The sequence below is a fragment of the Azospirillum sp. UENF 211521 genome (assembly GCF_058780535.1).
In genome coordinates this window covers 1-13,859 of record NZ_JBSNCF010000004.1, presented here as the reverse complement: position 1 = coordinate 13,859, position 13,859 = coordinate 1, and the positions used below count along the sequence as shown (strand labels likewise).

General features: G+C 66.5%; 18 protein-coding genes. 9 read left to right on the top strand and 9 right to left on the bottom strand.

Annotated elements, in window-relative coordinates:
* Positions 1-626: 626 nt before the first annotated feature.
* The 4 genes from ACWPN5_RS28495 to ACWPN5_RS28480 are packed head-to-tail and all read left to right on the top strand — an operon-like array spanning position 627 to position 3,316.
* Positions 627-1,196, top strand: a complete 570-nt coding sequence (locus ACWPN5_RS28495; protein ID WP_492298757.1) for a hypothetical protein — start codon at positions 627-629, stop codon at positions 1,194-1,196.
* Positions 1,175-1,747, top strand: coding sequence for a hypothetical protein (locus ACWPN5_RS28490; RefSeq protein ID WP_162801211.1), 573 nt, complete (start codon positions 1,175-1,177; stop codon positions 1,745-1,747). Before ACWPN5_RS28495 ends, ACWPN5_RS28490 begins: the two co-directional genes overlap by 22 nt.
* 7 nt (positions 1,748-1,754) lie before the next feature.
* Positions 1,755-2,003, top strand: a complete 249-nt coding sequence (locus tag ACWPN5_RS28485) for a hypothetical protein (RefSeq protein WP_492298755.1) — start codon at positions 1,755-1,757, stop codon at positions 2,001-2,003.
* Positions 2,000-3,316 carry a type IV secretion system protein gene (locus ACWPN5_RS28480; RefSeq protein ID WP_492298754.1) on the top strand — a complete coding sequence of 439 codons (1,317 nt, stop codon included), beginning with the start codon at positions 2,000-2,002 and terminating at the stop codon, positions 3,314-3,316. The genes ACWPN5_RS28485 and ACWPN5_RS28480 overlap by 4 nt, the downstream gene beginning before the upstream one ends.
* A gap of 5 nt (positions 3,317-3,321) precedes the next feature.
* Here the strand turns inward: ACWPN5_RS28480 and ACWPN5_RS28475 are convergent, their stop codons facing one another.
* Positions 3,322-4,023 (bottom strand): OmpA family protein, encoded by a 702-nt coding sequence (locus tag ACWPN5_RS28475; RefSeq protein ID WP_492298753.1) that lies wholly within the window; start codon positions 4,021-4,023, stop codon positions 3,322-3,324.
* Here ACWPN5_RS28475 and ACWPN5_RS28470 point away from each other — a divergent pair.
* The gene (locus ACWPN5_RS28470) at positions 4,015-4,386 is read left to right on the top strand and encodes a hypothetical protein (RefSeq protein ID WP_492298751.1); all 372 of its coding nucleotides are present in this window, start codon (positions 4,015-4,017) and stop codon (positions 4,384-4,386) included. The genes ACWPN5_RS28475 and ACWPN5_RS28470 overlap by 9 nt on opposite strands.
* 81 nt (positions 4,387-4,467) lie before the next feature.
* Entirely contained in the window at positions 4,468-5,022 is a 555-nt protein-coding gene (locus ACWPN5_RS28465) for a hypothetical protein (protein ID WP_492298750.1), read from the top strand.
* A gap of 65 nt (positions 5,023-5,087) precedes the next feature.
* Here the strand turns inward: ACWPN5_RS28465 and ACWPN5_RS28460 are convergent, their stop codons facing one another.
* The 7 genes from ACWPN5_RS28460 to ACWPN5_RS28430 form a co-directional block, all read right to left on the bottom strand.
* Entirely contained in the window at positions 5,088-5,522 is a 435-nt protein-coding gene (locus ACWPN5_RS28460; RefSeq protein WP_492298748.1) for a hypothetical protein, read from the bottom strand.
* Positions 5,523-5,544: 22 nt separating this feature from the next.
* Entirely contained in the window at positions 5,545-5,727 is a 183-nt protein-coding gene (locus tag ACWPN5_RS28455; RefSeq protein ID WP_492298746.1) for a hypothetical protein, read from the bottom strand.
* Positions 5,728-5,877: 150 nt separating this feature from the next.
* Entirely contained in the window at positions 5,878-6,087 is a 210-nt protein-coding gene (locus ACWPN5_RS28450) for a hypothetical protein (RefSeq protein ID WP_492298745.1), read from the bottom strand.
* Positions 6,088-6,320: 233 nt separating this feature from the next.
* On the bottom strand, positions 6,321-6,644 hold the full coding sequence (locus ACWPN5_RS28445) for a hypothetical protein (protein WP_492298743.1): 324 nt from the start codon (positions 6,642-6,644) through the stop codon (positions 6,321-6,323).
* Between the two features lie 102 nt (positions 6,645-6,746).
* Positions 6,747-7,199, bottom strand: coding sequence for a hypothetical protein (locus tag ACWPN5_RS28440; RefSeq protein ID WP_492298741.1), 453 nt, complete (start codon positions 7,197-7,199; stop codon positions 6,747-6,749).
* Between the two features lie 49 nt (positions 7,200-7,248).
* A complete protein-coding gene (locus tag ACWPN5_RS28435) occupies positions 7,249-7,848 on the bottom strand; it encodes a hypothetical protein (protein ID WP_492298740.1) in 600 nt (199 codons plus the stop codon).
* Positions 7,849-7,851: 3 nt separating this feature from the next.
* The gene (locus tag ACWPN5_RS28430; protein WP_492298738.1) at positions 7,852-8,862 is read right to left on the bottom strand and encodes a zincin-like metallopeptidase domain-containing protein; all 1,011 of its coding nucleotides are present in this window, start codon (positions 8,860-8,862) and stop codon (positions 7,852-7,854) included.
* Between the two features lie 226 nt (positions 8,863-9,088).
* On the opposite strand from ACWPN5_RS28430, the gene ACWPN5_RS28425 reads away from it, so the two are divergent.
* The 3 genes from ACWPN5_RS28425 (at position 9,089) to ACWPN5_RS28415 (ending at position 13,495) form a co-directional block, all read left to right on the top strand.
* Entirely contained in the window at positions 9,089-9,904 is an 816-nt protein-coding gene (locus ACWPN5_RS28425) for an AAA family ATPase (RefSeq protein ID WP_492298736.1), read from the top strand.
* 1,098 nt (positions 9,905-11,002) lie between these two features.
* Positions 11,003-11,179 carry a hypothetical protein gene (locus ACWPN5_RS28420; protein ID WP_014242629.1) on the top strand — a complete coding sequence of 59 codons (177 nt, stop codon included), beginning with the start codon at positions 11,003-11,005 and terminating at the stop codon, positions 11,177-11,179.
* Positions 11,180-12,097: 918 nt separating this feature from the next.
* Positions 12,098-13,495, top strand: coding sequence for a helix-turn-helix domain-containing protein (locus ACWPN5_RS28415; protein ID WP_492298734.1), 1,398 nt, complete (start codon positions 12,098-12,100; stop codon positions 13,493-13,495).
* Here ACWPN5_RS28415 and ACWPN5_RS28410 read toward each other — a convergent pair.
* Positions 13,492-13,859 (bottom strand): hypothetical protein (locus tag ACWPN5_RS28410; protein WP_492298733.1); only part of this gene is annotated, 368 nt, incomplete at its 5' end. The two genes, ACWPN5_RS28415 and ACWPN5_RS28410, sit on opposite strands and share 4 nt — an antisense overlap.

Genomic DNA, 13,859 nt, shown 5'->3' with positions numbered 1-13,859 from the left:
TGTCATTACCGGTAATGCTTTGGGCTCTGTCATGACAGGCAAATCACGGCGTGTTCCGCCGGGCGTCGGGTGTGACCACAGGTTTGGCGTCGACATACGGCATGCGGTTCGAAACCGCCGGTGCTCGAACACGGAGGTTGCATGTCCGTAGGCTGGCCAGGTTTCACCGTGGAGGACACCCATGCCACCATTTTGCTTCCGTATGACATGTAATACACGGTCGGCGCCGATGACTGCCGTAGTGCGGTGGACGCCCCGGAAAGGCGCGGTCCGCGGACCGTGTCGGCCTAAAACCGACCGGCATGGTGCGTAATGGGCGACCGGCCGCGGACCAAGAACGCCGCACGCATCGAGCGATGCCGCACACGGATGAAAGCCGGAGGGCTTGTGCGTTTTGAAGGAGCGGTTTGGCCGGACGATCGAGCCTTGCTTGCGGATCTGATCGGGCGCCTGCGCAACGCTCCGGACGATCATGAGTTTCGTGACCGCCTGCGCAGCATGCTGGGCGACGGCTTCGGAAACGAAAGCGATTGCGCCGGTGAAGCCGGCCGAGGGGAAGCGGCGGCGGCGAGTTTATCGGCACCGACGATGGACGGGGATCGCGACGCGCAGGCCGGGATCTTGAGATGGCCGAGGAGCGGTATGCAGTGGTGGCGTACTTGGCGGAACGGGGATGCGTGATGGGCGACCGGTTTCTGTCCAAGAACGCCGCGCGTGTTCGGCGGTACCGTGCACGATCAAAAGCCGGAGGGCTTGTGCGTTTTGAAGGAGCGGTTTGGCCGGACGATCGAGCCTTGCTTGCGGATCTGATCGGGCGCCTGCGCAACGCTCCGGACGATCATGAGTTTCGTGACCGCCTGCGCCGCATGCTGGGCGCCGGCTTCGGGGACGAGAACACTCGTGCCGATCACGCCGGAGTTCCCGCGAGGTTTTCGGCAACACCGTTGGACGGCGGCGATGGCGAGGAATCCCTGCGCAACGGGCGTCACACCGGGGGCCGGCATGAAGGCGACGCGATGGAGCGAAGGGGCGCGGTTGAGCGGCGGCGCGGTTCGGTGGAAGGGGCGGCGGCGGGGCAGCCGCCCAGCACCGATCAGATGAACTTTGCGCGCAGGATTGCAGAGCGTCGCGGCCTGTCCGTGCCGGATGGTCTCGACCGGGCGGAAATGAGCGCATGGATCAACGCCAACCGATGATGCGCCGCCGCAGCGTTCCGCCGGTGCTCGAAAACACCGGGCACACCTCCGTAGGCTGGCCGGGCATCGGTCAGCACCAAGGAGATATCCGCGATATGGACATCCGGAACAACGGCGACGAGACGGGCCAGGAGGACGATCGTCCGAGCGGCGGCACGCTCATGGACCGGCCGCGTCAGGGGCGCGGCCGGCCACCGAAGAACCGTGAGGAAGACGCAGACAAGGAGGTGATGGGAATCGATCTCGACGGCGACGAACCGGCCGACGGGCGCGAGCGTGCCGTTTACCGCACCAGCCGCCGCGTTCGGAAACTCGCGGATGAGCTGGCGCAGTTCCGCGACACGTTGCGCCAGGCCCGCGACGATCAGCGCAAGGCCATGGACGAGTTGCAGGCCGAACGTGACCGCCGGCGCGACGCGCATCGCCTGCAGGCCGCGGCCCTCTGCGAGGATGTCGGGATCAGCGCGGATCTGCTGCTTCGCCTCGCGGCGGCCAAAAGGGCCGGCGATGCGCAGCTGGTGGCGGATCTCACCCGGCAACTGGTGGGATGACGGCGCCATGGACGCGACCACCATTCCCCGGCCATTCGATCCCGTTGACGGTTTTCTCCGGCTGACCCGGATGGCGCAGTGGATCTTCGACGTGGCGTCGATCACGCTCGCCGTGCTGCTGGTGCTGACCATCATCGTCATCGCGGTCGACCGCGGCATGCTGCGCGTGCCCTTCATCGAACGCTGGATCATTCGGCCCGTGCGCCGCATTCGCGATCCACGCCCGTCTCCGCCGGACGAAGGAAGCCAGACATGAAAAGCGATGACCGGGTCCTCGCCACAGCCATCGCCTGCTCCTTTTTCGTGGCGCTGGTGATCCTGCTTCCCGACACCGCGCAGGCGCAGAGTTCCGACGTGTCCTGCATGGCCTGCGGCCTGACCGAGCGAATCGAAAAGGCGAGCCGGACGTTCCGCGAGGCGAGCTTCAAAAACCTTGTCGGCCCGGCGTCCAGTTTCGGACGCATGCTCGGCCTCCTGTGGATCTACCTGTTCGCCGTTCAGATCTTTCTCCAGCCGAGCCAGATCCCGCGCTTCCTGGAAACTTTTCTCGGCCGCGTCGGCTGGCTGCTGGCGATGGTCGGCATCCTCTCGGCGCCGCAGTGGATACTCGACAACATCGTGACGGCGGGTGAGCAGACCTTCATGGGTGTGGCCGCCTACGTGCTGGGCACCGCGCAGTCGGCCTTCGGCGGAACGGCGAGCGTGCCGCCGGTTGGTGACAGCGCCTGGTACACGGCTCTGTGGCGCGAGGTCGAGGGCACGGTCTTTCCGCTCGTGCTGAAGCTGATACGGGCGGGGGCTCCGGGCGCCTGGTACGACATCGCGGCACTTCCTCGGCTCATCCTCACGCTTCTGATCGTCGCGCCGTTCGGCTTCGTCCTCGGCATCTTCATGGCCTTCATGGTGCAGGTGATCTTCTACACGGCCGCCGTGACGGCGATCGGACCGCTGCTCGTCGTCGGGCTTCCCTGGGGAACAACGCGGTCCTACCTCTGGGGAGCGTTGAAGTTCATGTTGGGCGGCGGCTTAACGCTCGTGTTCGCCGCGGTGGCCATGGGCACGACATCGGCCATGCTGCAGTCGCAGTTTCAAAATGTGTCGCTCGGCGATCCTTCCCCCGCGGCGCTGCAGAAGTTGCTCGACGTCACCAATCCGGAATACTGGTACACCTTCATCGTCGGGCTGGTGTCCGTCCTGCTGCACCTCGCGGCTCCGCGCATCGCGAGCAACATCGCGGGCGTTACGGACTCCGCCACCAGCGCCGCCATGGTGACCGCCGCGGGACAGGCCGGCGCGGCGAAAGCGGGGGGGATGGCCCACGGGAAATTGTTCGGCGGCGGCGCGCGCAATTCGATTTTCGACAGCGCCGGCAATGTCGCGACGGGCGGTTTGAGCGGCGCCATTCTGAACGCTCTGCCCAAAGGCGGTCAGCAGATGGCCGACGTCGTCGCGCAGCGTGGTCTCGTCGGGCTGGCCGGCGCCGGCGCAGCGGCCGGTGCGCGCGGAATCGCGGCGGGTCTCAGAGCGGCGTACCACGGCACCCGCGGGAATGGAGCGCCGGGAGCATGAAAGAACTAACGGCGGCCGGGGCGCCCACGGTCCAGATCGGGCAGCCGCAAACGGATCTGCGCGAGGTGAACGCCGCCGACCTCCCCGCGGACCGTCACGCGCGCCGGAGGCACGCGGTGGCTGGTGAGCCACCGCCTCACCGCGTCGGCCCGCGAAGCGGCGAGGCCGGCGGCGTATTCCGGAGCGTCCGGGACGGGTATGGCCCAGGCCTGCACGACGAGATCGAGCGTCGTTCCGTGCAAGGCGTCGGCGCAGGCTTGCAGGATGGTCTCGGCTTGTCCATCAAGGGCCGCAGAGCGGGGGGCAAAGGGAATGGGCGCGCAGCGGCCGATCTGCGTTCCGGGGTCCTCGGACGCCGCAGTTCCCCGCGGGACGAGCCGGATCGGTTCGCCCGCGTGCGAGGAGAAGGACAACGCGGCGGCGGTCACGCACACCGCGGCGATGAGATGGACGGAGAGCATGCGATGACGGGGGATCATGACGTGAGAATAGCGCTCTTCCCGGCCGCGCCGCGAGCGCCGGTATTCGCGGCGGATCGCGGGTTGCCGCTCGGCCCATCGTGCTGGCCGCACACCACCCAACTGTTTCCGCAACCCTTCACGGATGCTGCGATGCCCGACCACCCAACCGAGCAGGCCGAGGCCGAGCTGGACGATCTTTCTCTGAGCCTGCTCCCACAAGGCCGGCGGCATGTCCGGATGGAGCATGTGCATCCCGACGGCCGCCCGGATGATCATCGCATCGACCTGGACGCCGAAGCGCTGATCAACGCGGTCAGCGACCGCATCGCCGACGTCGCGTTTCGGCGGACGGACGCCGCCGACGTCGCCCTTCTGTTGCTCGACCGGTCCGGCCGCACCCTCGGGTCGATCACGGCTCGCGCCGATTTCCTCCGGCGCCGCGGCGTCGTCTGGGGTGGCGACCGCCACATCGAAGGGCTGATCCGCACCCTGGCCTTCTACGTCACGATCGACCAGGTACGTCTCCTCGAGCAGGCCGAGCAGGCCCTGGTCAGGCGATCGCCGCCCATGGGCGAGCACCTCGGCCGGCGCAAAATCGCGGACTCATGAGTGCCTTCTCGTGTGGGTGCTCGAAGCGGCCATTTCACGGGCCCTACGCTGCAGCTTCGACGCACCGCACCGGAGTTCGGCATGTTCAAGCGCTTCAGCACCTCGCGACCTGTTCTGGATGCTGCCTCGAAGCTGGTCACCATTCTGTGCCTCATGGGGATGAGTGCATTGTTTGGGGCCTTCCTCACGATTGGCCTCCTCAGCGCCCACCACCTTCAGCAAACCGAGAAGATCGTCGAGGGCATAAGCGCGATGACACGCACGCAGGCGGGCGTGTCCATGGCCACGGCCGTGGGTTACGCCCTGTCGCGCGGCGACGTCGCCGGCGCCGAGACGGCTCCGGACGGTGCGGTCACGGTTCATCTGAACAATGGCGGGGCGATCGAGCTGGCCAACCCGTGGGGCGGCCCTCAACGCTTTAACGTGGCAACCGGTACCTGGTATCTTGAGGTTCCCGAACGCGCCTGCCCCTCACTGGTGAGCATGATGCCCCAGGGCATGCTCACCGGCATCGGAACGGGTGACGATCTGGACGGCATCGGCGCCATCTCTGCGCGTCCCATCAGCATCGAGGGGGCTCTTGAGCGGTGCGCCGGAGCGCATGCCCTGGCCCTGCGATTTGCCGGTCCGGCGTGACCAGGGTGGGGCTTCGTCGGTTTGCAGCGGATGACCTGGGTAACAGGTCCGCTCTGAATTGAGGATCAGGTGATCGGCTGGCAGTGCCAGTGGTCGAGGAAGGCGGCGATCTCGACGTCCGTGTAGCCGAGCAACCACCCGATGGTAGCGTGCTGGAACTCACCGAAGGCGGGCCGCGGGTGCGCGTAGATCTCGCACAGAGCCCTGAGCCGGGCTTCATGCTGCGGAAGCGCGTAGAACCGAACCTCCGCCAGTCCTGGCTCAAAAAGTCCGAAGAGACGCCCGAGCAGGTCCCGGCGAAGCTGGTGCATGGGGACCTGCACCGAAGCGACGATCAATTGGCCCTTGGCCACGGCTTTATCGAAAGGGCTCCACCTGTACGAATTGGACACGAGCGCCAGAGGCTTCATGCCGGCGAGCATGAGCTGTAGCTCGCGTCCCTCGTGCGGGCCAATGCCGGCAGGAGGTTTCTGTTCGTTGCGTCGGAACAGACGGAGCATTGGCGAACCCTCGGTTATGAGCCTACCGGCGCGATGTCAGGCGCAGGTCGGTGACCGTGATGGTGCCGGCCTCGATGTCGGCCATGATCTGACGCCGGCCTTGGTCGGTCAGTTCGACCGGGGCATAGGTCCGAACCTCGGTGCCCGGCGGGGCCTTCCCGGCGAAGGGAGCCGGCGGGTCTTCAAGAATGACGGTCTTTGCCATGCTGGTTGTCCGCGTTCGTGAAGCTGCTCAGCCGACAACGTAATACATCCAGTGCCCGCGGGCGGCGCAGCGCAGGCGTACTGGTCTCTCTGCCGCCTAAAGCTCCGTCGTCGGCTGACGTGCGGGGCTGGCTGGCCGCTGGGGGCTCGTTTACGACTTCCGTTGGCGGCGGATGACAGCGGCAACAATGGCGATTGCTCCGCCGACGATCAGGGAAAAGATGGTCGTGAACGACCACCATACCGGGTTCAGCAGGTTGTCGCTGTGCGGCCCGTGGACAGTCTTCAAGGCGATGGCTGTCATGCAGGCGAGTGCGACAAAAAGCCATGTGATTGTGAACGGTGGCAGGGCATGTCCCATTGGATCAGCTCCCTCGTTACTCGTCAGCCTCAGCGGCGTCCGCCGGGCGCAGAGTGATGACCGACGATACGGCACGCAGCCGGTCTCGCAGGGTAGCCATGTCAGTGTCCCCATCCTCTGCCAGTTTCACGATGCGGGAGGGGATGCCCAAGGCAGCCACATGAGAGACGGATGTTGTGACGAGGTGCTGCGGCTTCATGATGTAATCCTGGTTAGAAAGACAGTCTCGGCATTCAGTCTGGCGCAACGCCGGCCTGTCTATGAAGGAGGCGGACGGCGCCACCCAGGCGGTTGAACGCATCGGCGGCTGTCCAGGCAAGACTGGTCACGCCGCCATCCGGCGAGGTCTCGATGTCGTCGGGTACGAACGGGGCACCTTCATCGACCGCCATGGCGCTGACGCGGACCGTGGCGGGATCGATCTCGATCAAGCGGCCGCCAAGATCCATTTCAGCCACGACACCGCACCGCGAGGGCCTGATGCGAAGAGCGCGAGCGGATCGGCCGAACCATTCGGCTTCTTCGGGCGTGGCCAAGCACTCGATCAGCACGTCCATCCTCAACCATCCTTCGGCAAAGGTGAGGAGGGCCGTGTGTCGGTCCGGCCCTGGCGCGGCGGAAGGGCTGGTCATGGGGACGCAGTCTCCGAACCGGCAGAGCTATGCCGCCGCCGGCGCTTGGCCACGGGAGGAGTGTTTCAACGCGAAGATGGCGGTGGCGATGACCGCGGACCGCTCACCGAACGGCAACAGCAGGACATGCTGAAGGCCATCGATCACGGTCTTGGAATAGGAAAGGGCCTGCCCTTCTTTGATGAGGTCGTCGAGGCCGTAAGCGCCGGACGCGATGCCCTCGATCAGCGCGGCGATCTGGCCGTCGTCCGCGTCGCCGGCATCGCGGTCGCTTCGTTCCGCGGCCAGCAGCGCGACGCCGGCGATGAAATGCTCGGCCGTGATCCTCCAATGGGCCTCATCCACTCCAAAGGTGCGGCCGGACGCGTAGGCGCGGGCATGGGCGGCACGGGCCTCCGTCTCGACCGAAGGCGGAAGGCCGGTGAAGAAGCCGGCCGACACCAGTGAAGCCTGTTCGATCGGAAAGGGGGAGACGGTCATGAGGACAACTCCGCTGTTGGAAAACGCATGCCGACCAGCATGCCGCTCCTCATCTCGGCCATTCGAGCACCGGCGCGGGCGCGTCTGCCCCGACCGGATCATGGTGCCCATGCCTCATGCTGCGCAGGAACGATCGCCAGACGTCGTCGGGCACGATCTTCTCGCCGGTCCCCGAACACAGCAGGCACGCCTCCGGCGGCCGGTCCGGCTGGAAGACGGGGTGGCGCCCGGTCCCGTAGCAGCAGTCGCAGAGATCGATCCGCCCGACGATGCGCCGCTGCACGACCGGATCGTCCGGTCCGGCGAAGCGGACGGGCAGGCTCTGGAGGAGATGCTCCACGGCGCTGTCGAGGACGTCCTGGGCGGATCTGTGCCAGCCGAGATTGGCGATCCCGTAGAGCGCGTCCTCGCCGTTCATTCGCAGAGCGACGTCGACGAGGTGGAGAGCCATCCCGCCCTCGCAAGCGGCCGGCGGTGGCGGCGGAAGCGCCCGAGGACCGTGGGTCAGTCGGACGATCCGGCTGTCAGGCGAGGTGCCGATCTCCAGTCCGGGATGGCTGCGCAAGACCGTTGCCGTCACCTGGGCGGCCAACTGAAGGAAGGCGGGCGGCAAGGTGCTGCGTTCCCGACTGTGGATTCCGTTCTCCATCCGTCACGCTCCCGCGGTGGCCAAAGGCCGATGGCGGTCGCCGCCGGCACGGCGGAGGATGTAGGCGCAGGCGCTTTCCGCCTGCCCCACCGCCCAGAAGAAGCTCTTCCGTTTGCCGCGGGTCCCGAGATGCTGCATCCAGCTCGCGATGTAGGCCGTGTTATGGGAAAGAAGTTGGGCCGGCAGGCCGAATTGCGCGCAGAGGAAGGCCGCGCCGATCTCCGCCACCAGCTCCTCCTTCGGGCGGTTGTTGCCCTTGCCATAGTTGAGCAGCGTGTCGCGGCGTAGGCGGGATGCCGACCCGGTGGCGTGCGTGCATTCATGGGCGAAAGTCAGCACGTAATATTCGTAGCCGCTCAGACCGCCGCGCGGCTGAAAGGCGGCTTTCGGCGGCATGTTGACCCGGTCGGTCGCCGGGTTCCAGAACGCCCGGACGCCCCCCTCGATGAGGGCGGGGCCGCCGACGGGATCGTCCGGCAGGGGCCGCCAGGACAGCAGCGCATTCTCCAGCTTCAGGGCGGCTTGCGTCGGTGACGGCACCGCCGGCGTTGCGATCGGCACACCGTCGACCTGGTGAACGTTGAACCACCGCTGGCGTTCGAAGCCGATCATCGGACGGAGCTGCCCGCCCAGGGCATCCCCACCGATGGGACCAAGCTTCCTGGCGATGCCCGGCGTCTCACGGGTCCAGGCCGCCGCCGGAGCCTCCTCATCGAAGATCGGGACCAGGATGAGGGTGCCGGTTTCGCCGGACCGGATGGCGCCGCCGTTCCGCTCCCATGCCTCCGGGGATGCCCAGAGGTGAGCCGTATAGCCGTTCCGTCGCGCAGCCGCCCACAGAGCGAGCGTGTTCTGTCCCTTGAAGGGGCGGCCGGAGAACGCGTTGGTCGGGCGGGCGGAAAAGCCGGCCCAAGGCATGACCCACTCCCCGGCGGCGTTGCGCTCGACAGCGCCGAGAATGTCCTCCGCGATGGCGGTGTGTGCCTCCTCCTCGGTGAGAAGTCCGTCGGTCATGCCCTGTGAGTCTCCGTCGTGCGTGTGCTCCACACGACGGTACCGGGTGGTAATCCATCAATTCGAGCCTCCACGAACGGCCGGCCCAGGTAGCGGCATCGGGGCGAGGTCGCCGACGGCGTTCATGGGCGTGCTCGACCCGCCGGCCGGGCCATCGGCATGATCGGGGCGAGGGGGCGCTGCCGTTTCGGCGTCCCGCGTCCAATGGCCAGGAGATCCCCGCAGGATGACGCTGCATTCCTCCGGCGCCGCAGCCGAGCCGCCGTGCATGGGTGACCTTGCGGATTGCCGCTCCAGTCTCGATCTCGCCGCCGAGATCATCCGCCTGGGCGATCTGATCGGCGCCGGGGCGGCGACGTCGATGGACCGGTTGGCGTTCGGCGATCTCGGCCGACAGTTCGGAGGCATCCGGCATTCGCCGATGGAATGGCGCAAACTCCGGGCCGACGAGGAGGCCGTGTCGCTGTTCGGGCGTGCCGAACGGCTGCTGGCACTCCACGATCCCGCCTCCCTCCCCCAGCGGCCCCTGCCGGACAAACTGTCCGAGAGCCGCTGGCGGACGGTGCCTGCGGTCGAGCCCTGGTTCGAGAGCCGTCGGTGGCTTCACGGCTCTGCTCGTTGTCTCTTCCTCGGTCCGGCCGGCAGCGGAAAGAGCACCTGCGCGCGCGCCCTGGCCCATCGCCATGGCCTGCCTGTCGTGGAACTGGGGCCGTCTGAGGTGCGGACGCTCCGCGACCAGGATCTCCGGACGTTCATCGACCGCGCCGAGCGGATCGGCGCATTGCTGCTGGTGGAGGCGGCCGATCTTCTGCTGCTTCGGCCGGATTATCCGGCCGGCTACGAAGATCTGCTCAGATCCGCTGCTTTGGCCAACGAGGTGGAGCGTTTTGCCGGACCCGTCATCATGACGGCCCGGAGACCGGACAGCATCGACCCCGCGGCGATAGCGTCCCCGATCCATCGGGTTGCGTTCCACGCCTTGGCCCAACACCTCGTGGTGGTGCCCGGGCATGCCGATGGGGCGCCGACGCACGGTCCCTGACGGACCATCGGCCACGATGCTCCGACAGGCCGACGGTGCCTTCGGTGCCGTCGGCCTGTCTCCGCCTTCAATGCCCCCGCCTCCGGTGCCCGAAGGGTGCCGGAGGCGGGGCGGTTTCCCCGGCGCGGCGCCCGAAGGGTGCTGCAAGGGGGGTGGTAAAAGCGTCTGCTGGTGCGCCGGCGTCGCACGACCGTCGCGACGTTCATCCTTCCTGCCGGCACCCTCCGGGCACCGGCAGCGCATGATCGGCGGCGCGCGTTCCTGTTGGCCATACCGGCCATTCGGCGGCGCATGCCTTGCCTGCTTGGTGACCGCGGCCCGCACCGTCCCTGGGTGCCCAGAGGGTGCCCAGGAATGCCCGCAGGCGCCCGAAGGGTGCCGAGGGCGTCCGGATTTCCTATGGCGCGTCCTGCCGGTGTTCCGAAGGGCGCCGGCAGGACGCTGCATTCGGGGCCGCAAGCATTTGGCGGTCCCTGTCAGCTTGCCGGCACCCTACGGGCACCGGCAGCGCACGTTTGAGGCCCAACCATAGCCGCAGTCGCCTCCGGTGCCCAAAGGGTGCCGGAGGCGGTGGTGCCCCAGGTCGGTGCCCGAAGGGTGCCGGCAGGGTGCCGACGTCGCTTTTTCGGTTGCCGCCCGTCGGGCCCCGGCAACGCGGAGTCGGCCTCTGATCATAAGCCACGTCACGGTCCTTGTCCGTCCATCCGCCGGCATTCGTTGTGGCCTCATGTATTCGCCATTCTCCCCCCCAAAAAAAAGCCGCCGAACCGCCGGGCCACTGCGAAACGGTCAGCATGATATGTCGATACATCGTGACGAAAGGAAATGTGCCGTCATGTCATGATAATGAGTGGAGGGAAATAGAATAGCTCATGTAATGTCCTGTCATTCCGCATGCAAATATCATCTTTGACCAAAGACGACGGCCGCTTATTTAAAATATCGGCGAATAATTTGTTTGGAGAGTGCGAAAAAAGTTCTTGCAATGGCGGGGGGTGCGGCGCATCGTTGATGTCAGACAGGCCGCCCGGCGTCGTGCAACAGGATGCACCGGGACAGCCAGCCGCCACTCAGCCGCTCAAATTGAAAGGATTGACCATGAAGTCGATTGCCGTTCTGGCCGCCGTCGCCGCCATCACCTTCGCCGCCAACGCCGTTCAATCCGGCTATACCGATCTGCGCGTCCGGATCGCCGCCGCCGAGGCGAATTCGTCCGCCGGGTCCATCGCTCAGGATGGCGCCGCTCCCGTCCGCGTCCTGGCCAGCCTGCGGTGATTCAATGCCATGGCGTCGATCGAGAGGGGCTTGGCGGTGGCGCGTTCAGGTGCCACCGCTGTGAGGTGCAGGGGCCAAGTGGGGGACGTGGCGCGCGACTCCTGGTCGGAGCGGTCCCCCGGGGCCCACGCTCCCACAAGGGTTTCTAACCCTCCGATTGCGTTGATTCGGTTGCACTGGCTCGATGTGTTGAAATGCACGGCCGATTCGAGGAAAAAGAGAATGATTTATCGGCGAACCCGCGATGGAAAACATCGCTTTTGCGCGAGCGGACGGCGTTGTTGAGTAGGGGACAGGCTGCGCTTTCCGCTTGAACTGGGAAATCGACCATCCGGATTCCAGGCGGTGATGGCGGAATAGACTCTTACGCTTGCGCTGTGTGGGGACTCCAGTCCATAGTTGCATTCGGGTGATGACCGTCACCAGAAACTGGAAGAGTTGGAGAACCCAAATGACCGTGTAATCGCCCTTCTCTCCGAGCAATCCATTCAGAAGCTTTCGAGGGTTTCCGGCAGTTCGGAAACTCCGTGGTTTCACGCGGTGCTGACATTCGCCCGCCACGGCTCTGCTCGTCGATCACAAACTCCCCTTTGATTACGGTCGCGCCTTCAGCGCGTCTGCATGACGATTCATGCGCGCGTCTTCAGCAGGCCCGATCACGCCATCGGACAGGACATGCCAACGGCCAATCGAACGCGCACGAGAAACGACTAAGCCCAAGCCCCCCTTCCGGAGAGCCTGGGCTTAGACGAGCCGACATGAACACATGACCGGCAGCAGTGTCAGGTAATCAGCTCCTAGACACTGCACCAGCCATTTGTGCCCGTCAACTGGAATTTCACGGTTCCGGTAACGCTGCCTCTGTGCCCGAGCGCTCCACCGATCGCGGGACAAGGTCCCGCCACGGGAGAGATGTGCATGCAAGAATCCTCCTTCGTCCGAAAGCCCCCTCCCGGCCGGGCGCGCTTCGTTGCGGGCGACTACCGCGCCGCCGCCGCCGCCGCCGCGTTCGGCGGGCTTCCAGCTTCGCTGTCCCATCCTAAACAATTGCTGGAACCGCTCCGCGCCGCAGGGCGTCACCTGCCCTTCCCCCGCTGCGCTCTCGATACGCTGGCCTTCCTGCTCGATCACACCAGGCTCGAGGACTGGCGCCCTGGCGGCCGCCCCGTCGTCTGGCCGGGCAACGCGAGAATCGCCCAGGCCACCGGTCTGTCGATCGCCACGGTGAACCGTCACCTTGCCTGGCTGCGCGCGGCCTCCGCGCTGAAGCTGGAGATCGGTCCCGGCAACCGGCGTCAGCCCGTTCGTGACAGTACGGGCCAGATCGTCGAGCTGTACGGGCTCGACCTGTCCCCCCTGGTCGATCTTCATCGGCGCATGGTCGAAGTCGCCCGGCACCAGGCCGAGCGCGGCCGGGCGCTGCGCAGCATCGTCGCCGGCATCCGTTGCCGGGCCGATCTGACCCGCCAGCACGAGGATGCCGCATCCGCCGCCGGCGCCGGACCTGATGAGCCGGAGTGCGTCGAGCTGGTCGCCAACGCACGGCACGCGGACGCGCTGATCGCCGAGGCCAGGATGATCCTGCGCCGCGATGCGAGGGTCGACGAGGAGGGGCAGTCCGAGCATCTTGGCCGCCTCGCGGCGATCGACACCGAAATCCGGCTGGTCGAGACGAGGTCCAGGGCGCTCGCCGAAGCCATCGTTTCCAAGGCTTTGGATGAGAAAACAATATGCGCGCATCCCAGCAACGAGACGCATAACACTACAAGCTTAGACCATCCGCAGGATGGTATTCTGTATGGCTATGCGGGTGATGTAGCGTCCAGGTCTGTGGATAACTCCACCCGGGAGAAGGGTGGCGGGAACGACGAACCGTCCCCGGACCTGTTCCCGTTCGTTCCGGAATCGCAGAAGCCGGCCATGCCCCCTCCACGCTGGAACGGACGCCTGCTCGCTTCCGTCAGCCCCACCTTCGCCAGCGTGTTCGCGCAGTATCGGACCGGGAAATCCGGGCCGGAATCCGCCGATCTGGACGATCTTCGGATCGTCGGGCGGATCGCCGCCCTGCGCCTGGGGCTGTCGGACGTTTCGTGGAGCCGGGCGGTGGACCGGCACGGCGAAGTCCGGGCGGCGCTGTGCGCGCTGGTCGCCGGCGATCGTCCGGCGCATGAGATCCGAACATCGCGCGCGCAGATGCTCGCCGGCATGTACCTGAAACGGTCGGAAGACCTGAATCCGCTCGCCTCGTTGTTCGGCATGGCTGGTCGACGGTCGGCGGCACCGGCGGTCGACGCCGGACAGCGGCTCTTGTGTTAGGAGGCCGGAGATTGCGAACGCCCGGATGCCTTTCGACCGGCGAGCCGGCGCAGCGGCCGGCGCACGCTGGCCTCGTGCAGGATGCCCCCCAGCAATGCCATCAGAATCGCGCAACCGCCGAGGCTGCCGCCCCACAGCAGCCCGAATCCGGCGAGACACAATCCCGCCCGTTGGAGGACACGTCCTCGCCGGATCAGGCGTTGGGAGGAACCGGATGACTTCGGCCCGGGCACCGGCGATGGAATCGCACGTTCCACCGCGTCCTCGGCCGGAATGCCGTCGTCGACGGGGGCGCCGGAGCCCGACGCCATCGCCAGTCCGGAAGCGGCAACGATGGCGAGAATGGCCGGAATGATCATCCAGA

Excerpts from the sequence above, each read along its gene's own strand:
- ACWPN5_RS28495 (WP_492298757.1), top strand. The coding sequence starts at position 627 with ATGGCCGAGGAGCGGTATGCAGTGGTGGCGTACTTGGCGGAACGGGGA.
- ACWPN5_RS28490 (WP_162801211.1), top strand. The coding sequence starts at position 1,175 with ATGGATCAACGCCAACCGATGATGCGCCGCCGCAGCGTTCCGCCGGTG.
- ACWPN5_RS28485 (WP_492298755.1), top strand. The coding sequence starts at position 1,755 with ATGGACGCGACCACCATTCCCCGGCCATTCGATCCCGTTGACGGTTTT.
- ACWPN5_RS28480 (WP_492298754.1), top strand. The coding sequence starts at position 2,000 with ATGAAAAGCGATGACCGGGTCCTCGCCACAGCCATCGCCTGCTCCTTT.
- ACWPN5_RS28470 (WP_492298751.1), top strand. The coding sequence starts at position 4,015 with ATGGAGCATGTGCATCCCGACGGCCGCCCGGATGATCATCGCATCGAC.
- ACWPN5_RS28475 (WP_492298753.1), bottom strand. The coding sequence starts at position 4,023 with ATGCTCCATCCGGACATGCCGCCGGCCTTGTGGGAGCAGGCTCAGAGA.
- ACWPN5_RS28465 (WP_492298750.1), top strand. The coding sequence starts at position 4,468 with ATGTTCAAGCGCTTCAGCACCTCGCGACCTGTTCTGGATGCTGCCTCG.
- ACWPN5_RS28460 (WP_492298748.1), bottom strand. The coding sequence starts at position 5,522 with ATGCTCCGTCTGTTCCGACGCAACGAACAGAAACCTCCTGCCGGCATT.
- ACWPN5_RS28455 (WP_492298746.1), bottom strand. The coding sequence starts at position 5,727 with ATGGCAAAGACCGTCATTCTTGAAGACCCGCCGGCTCCCTTCGCCGGG.
- ACWPN5_RS28450 (WP_492298745.1), bottom strand. The coding sequence starts at position 6,087 with ATGGGACATGCCCTGCCACCGTTCACAATCACATGGCTTTTTGTCGCA.
- ACWPN5_RS28445 (WP_492298743.1), bottom strand. The coding sequence starts at position 6,644 with ATGGACGTGCTGATCGAGTGCTTGGCCACGCCCGAAGAAGCCGAATGG.
- ACWPN5_RS28440 (WP_492298741.1), bottom strand. The coding sequence starts at position 7,199 with ATGACCGTCTCCCCCTTTCCGATCGAACAGGCTTCACTGGTGTCGGCC.
- ACWPN5_RS28435 (WP_492298740.1), bottom strand. The coding sequence starts at position 7,848 with ATGGAGAACGGAATCCACAGTCGGGAACGCAGCACCTTGCCGCCCGCC.
- ACWPN5_RS28430 (WP_492298738.1), bottom strand. The coding sequence starts at position 8,862 with ATGACCGACGGACTTCTCACCGAGGAGGAGGCACACACCGCCATCGCG.
- ACWPN5_RS28425 (WP_492298736.1), top strand. The coding sequence starts at position 9,089 with ATGACGCTGCATTCCTCCGGCGCCGCAGCCGAGCCGCCGTGCATGGGT.
- ACWPN5_RS28420 (WP_014242629.1), top strand. The coding sequence starts at position 11,003 with ATGAAGTCGATTGCCGTTCTGGCCGCCGTCGCCGCCATCACCTTCGCC.
- ACWPN5_RS28415 (WP_492298734.1), top strand. The coding sequence starts at position 12,098 with ATGCAAGAATCCTCCTTCGTCCGAAAGCCCCCTCCCGGCCGGGCGCGC.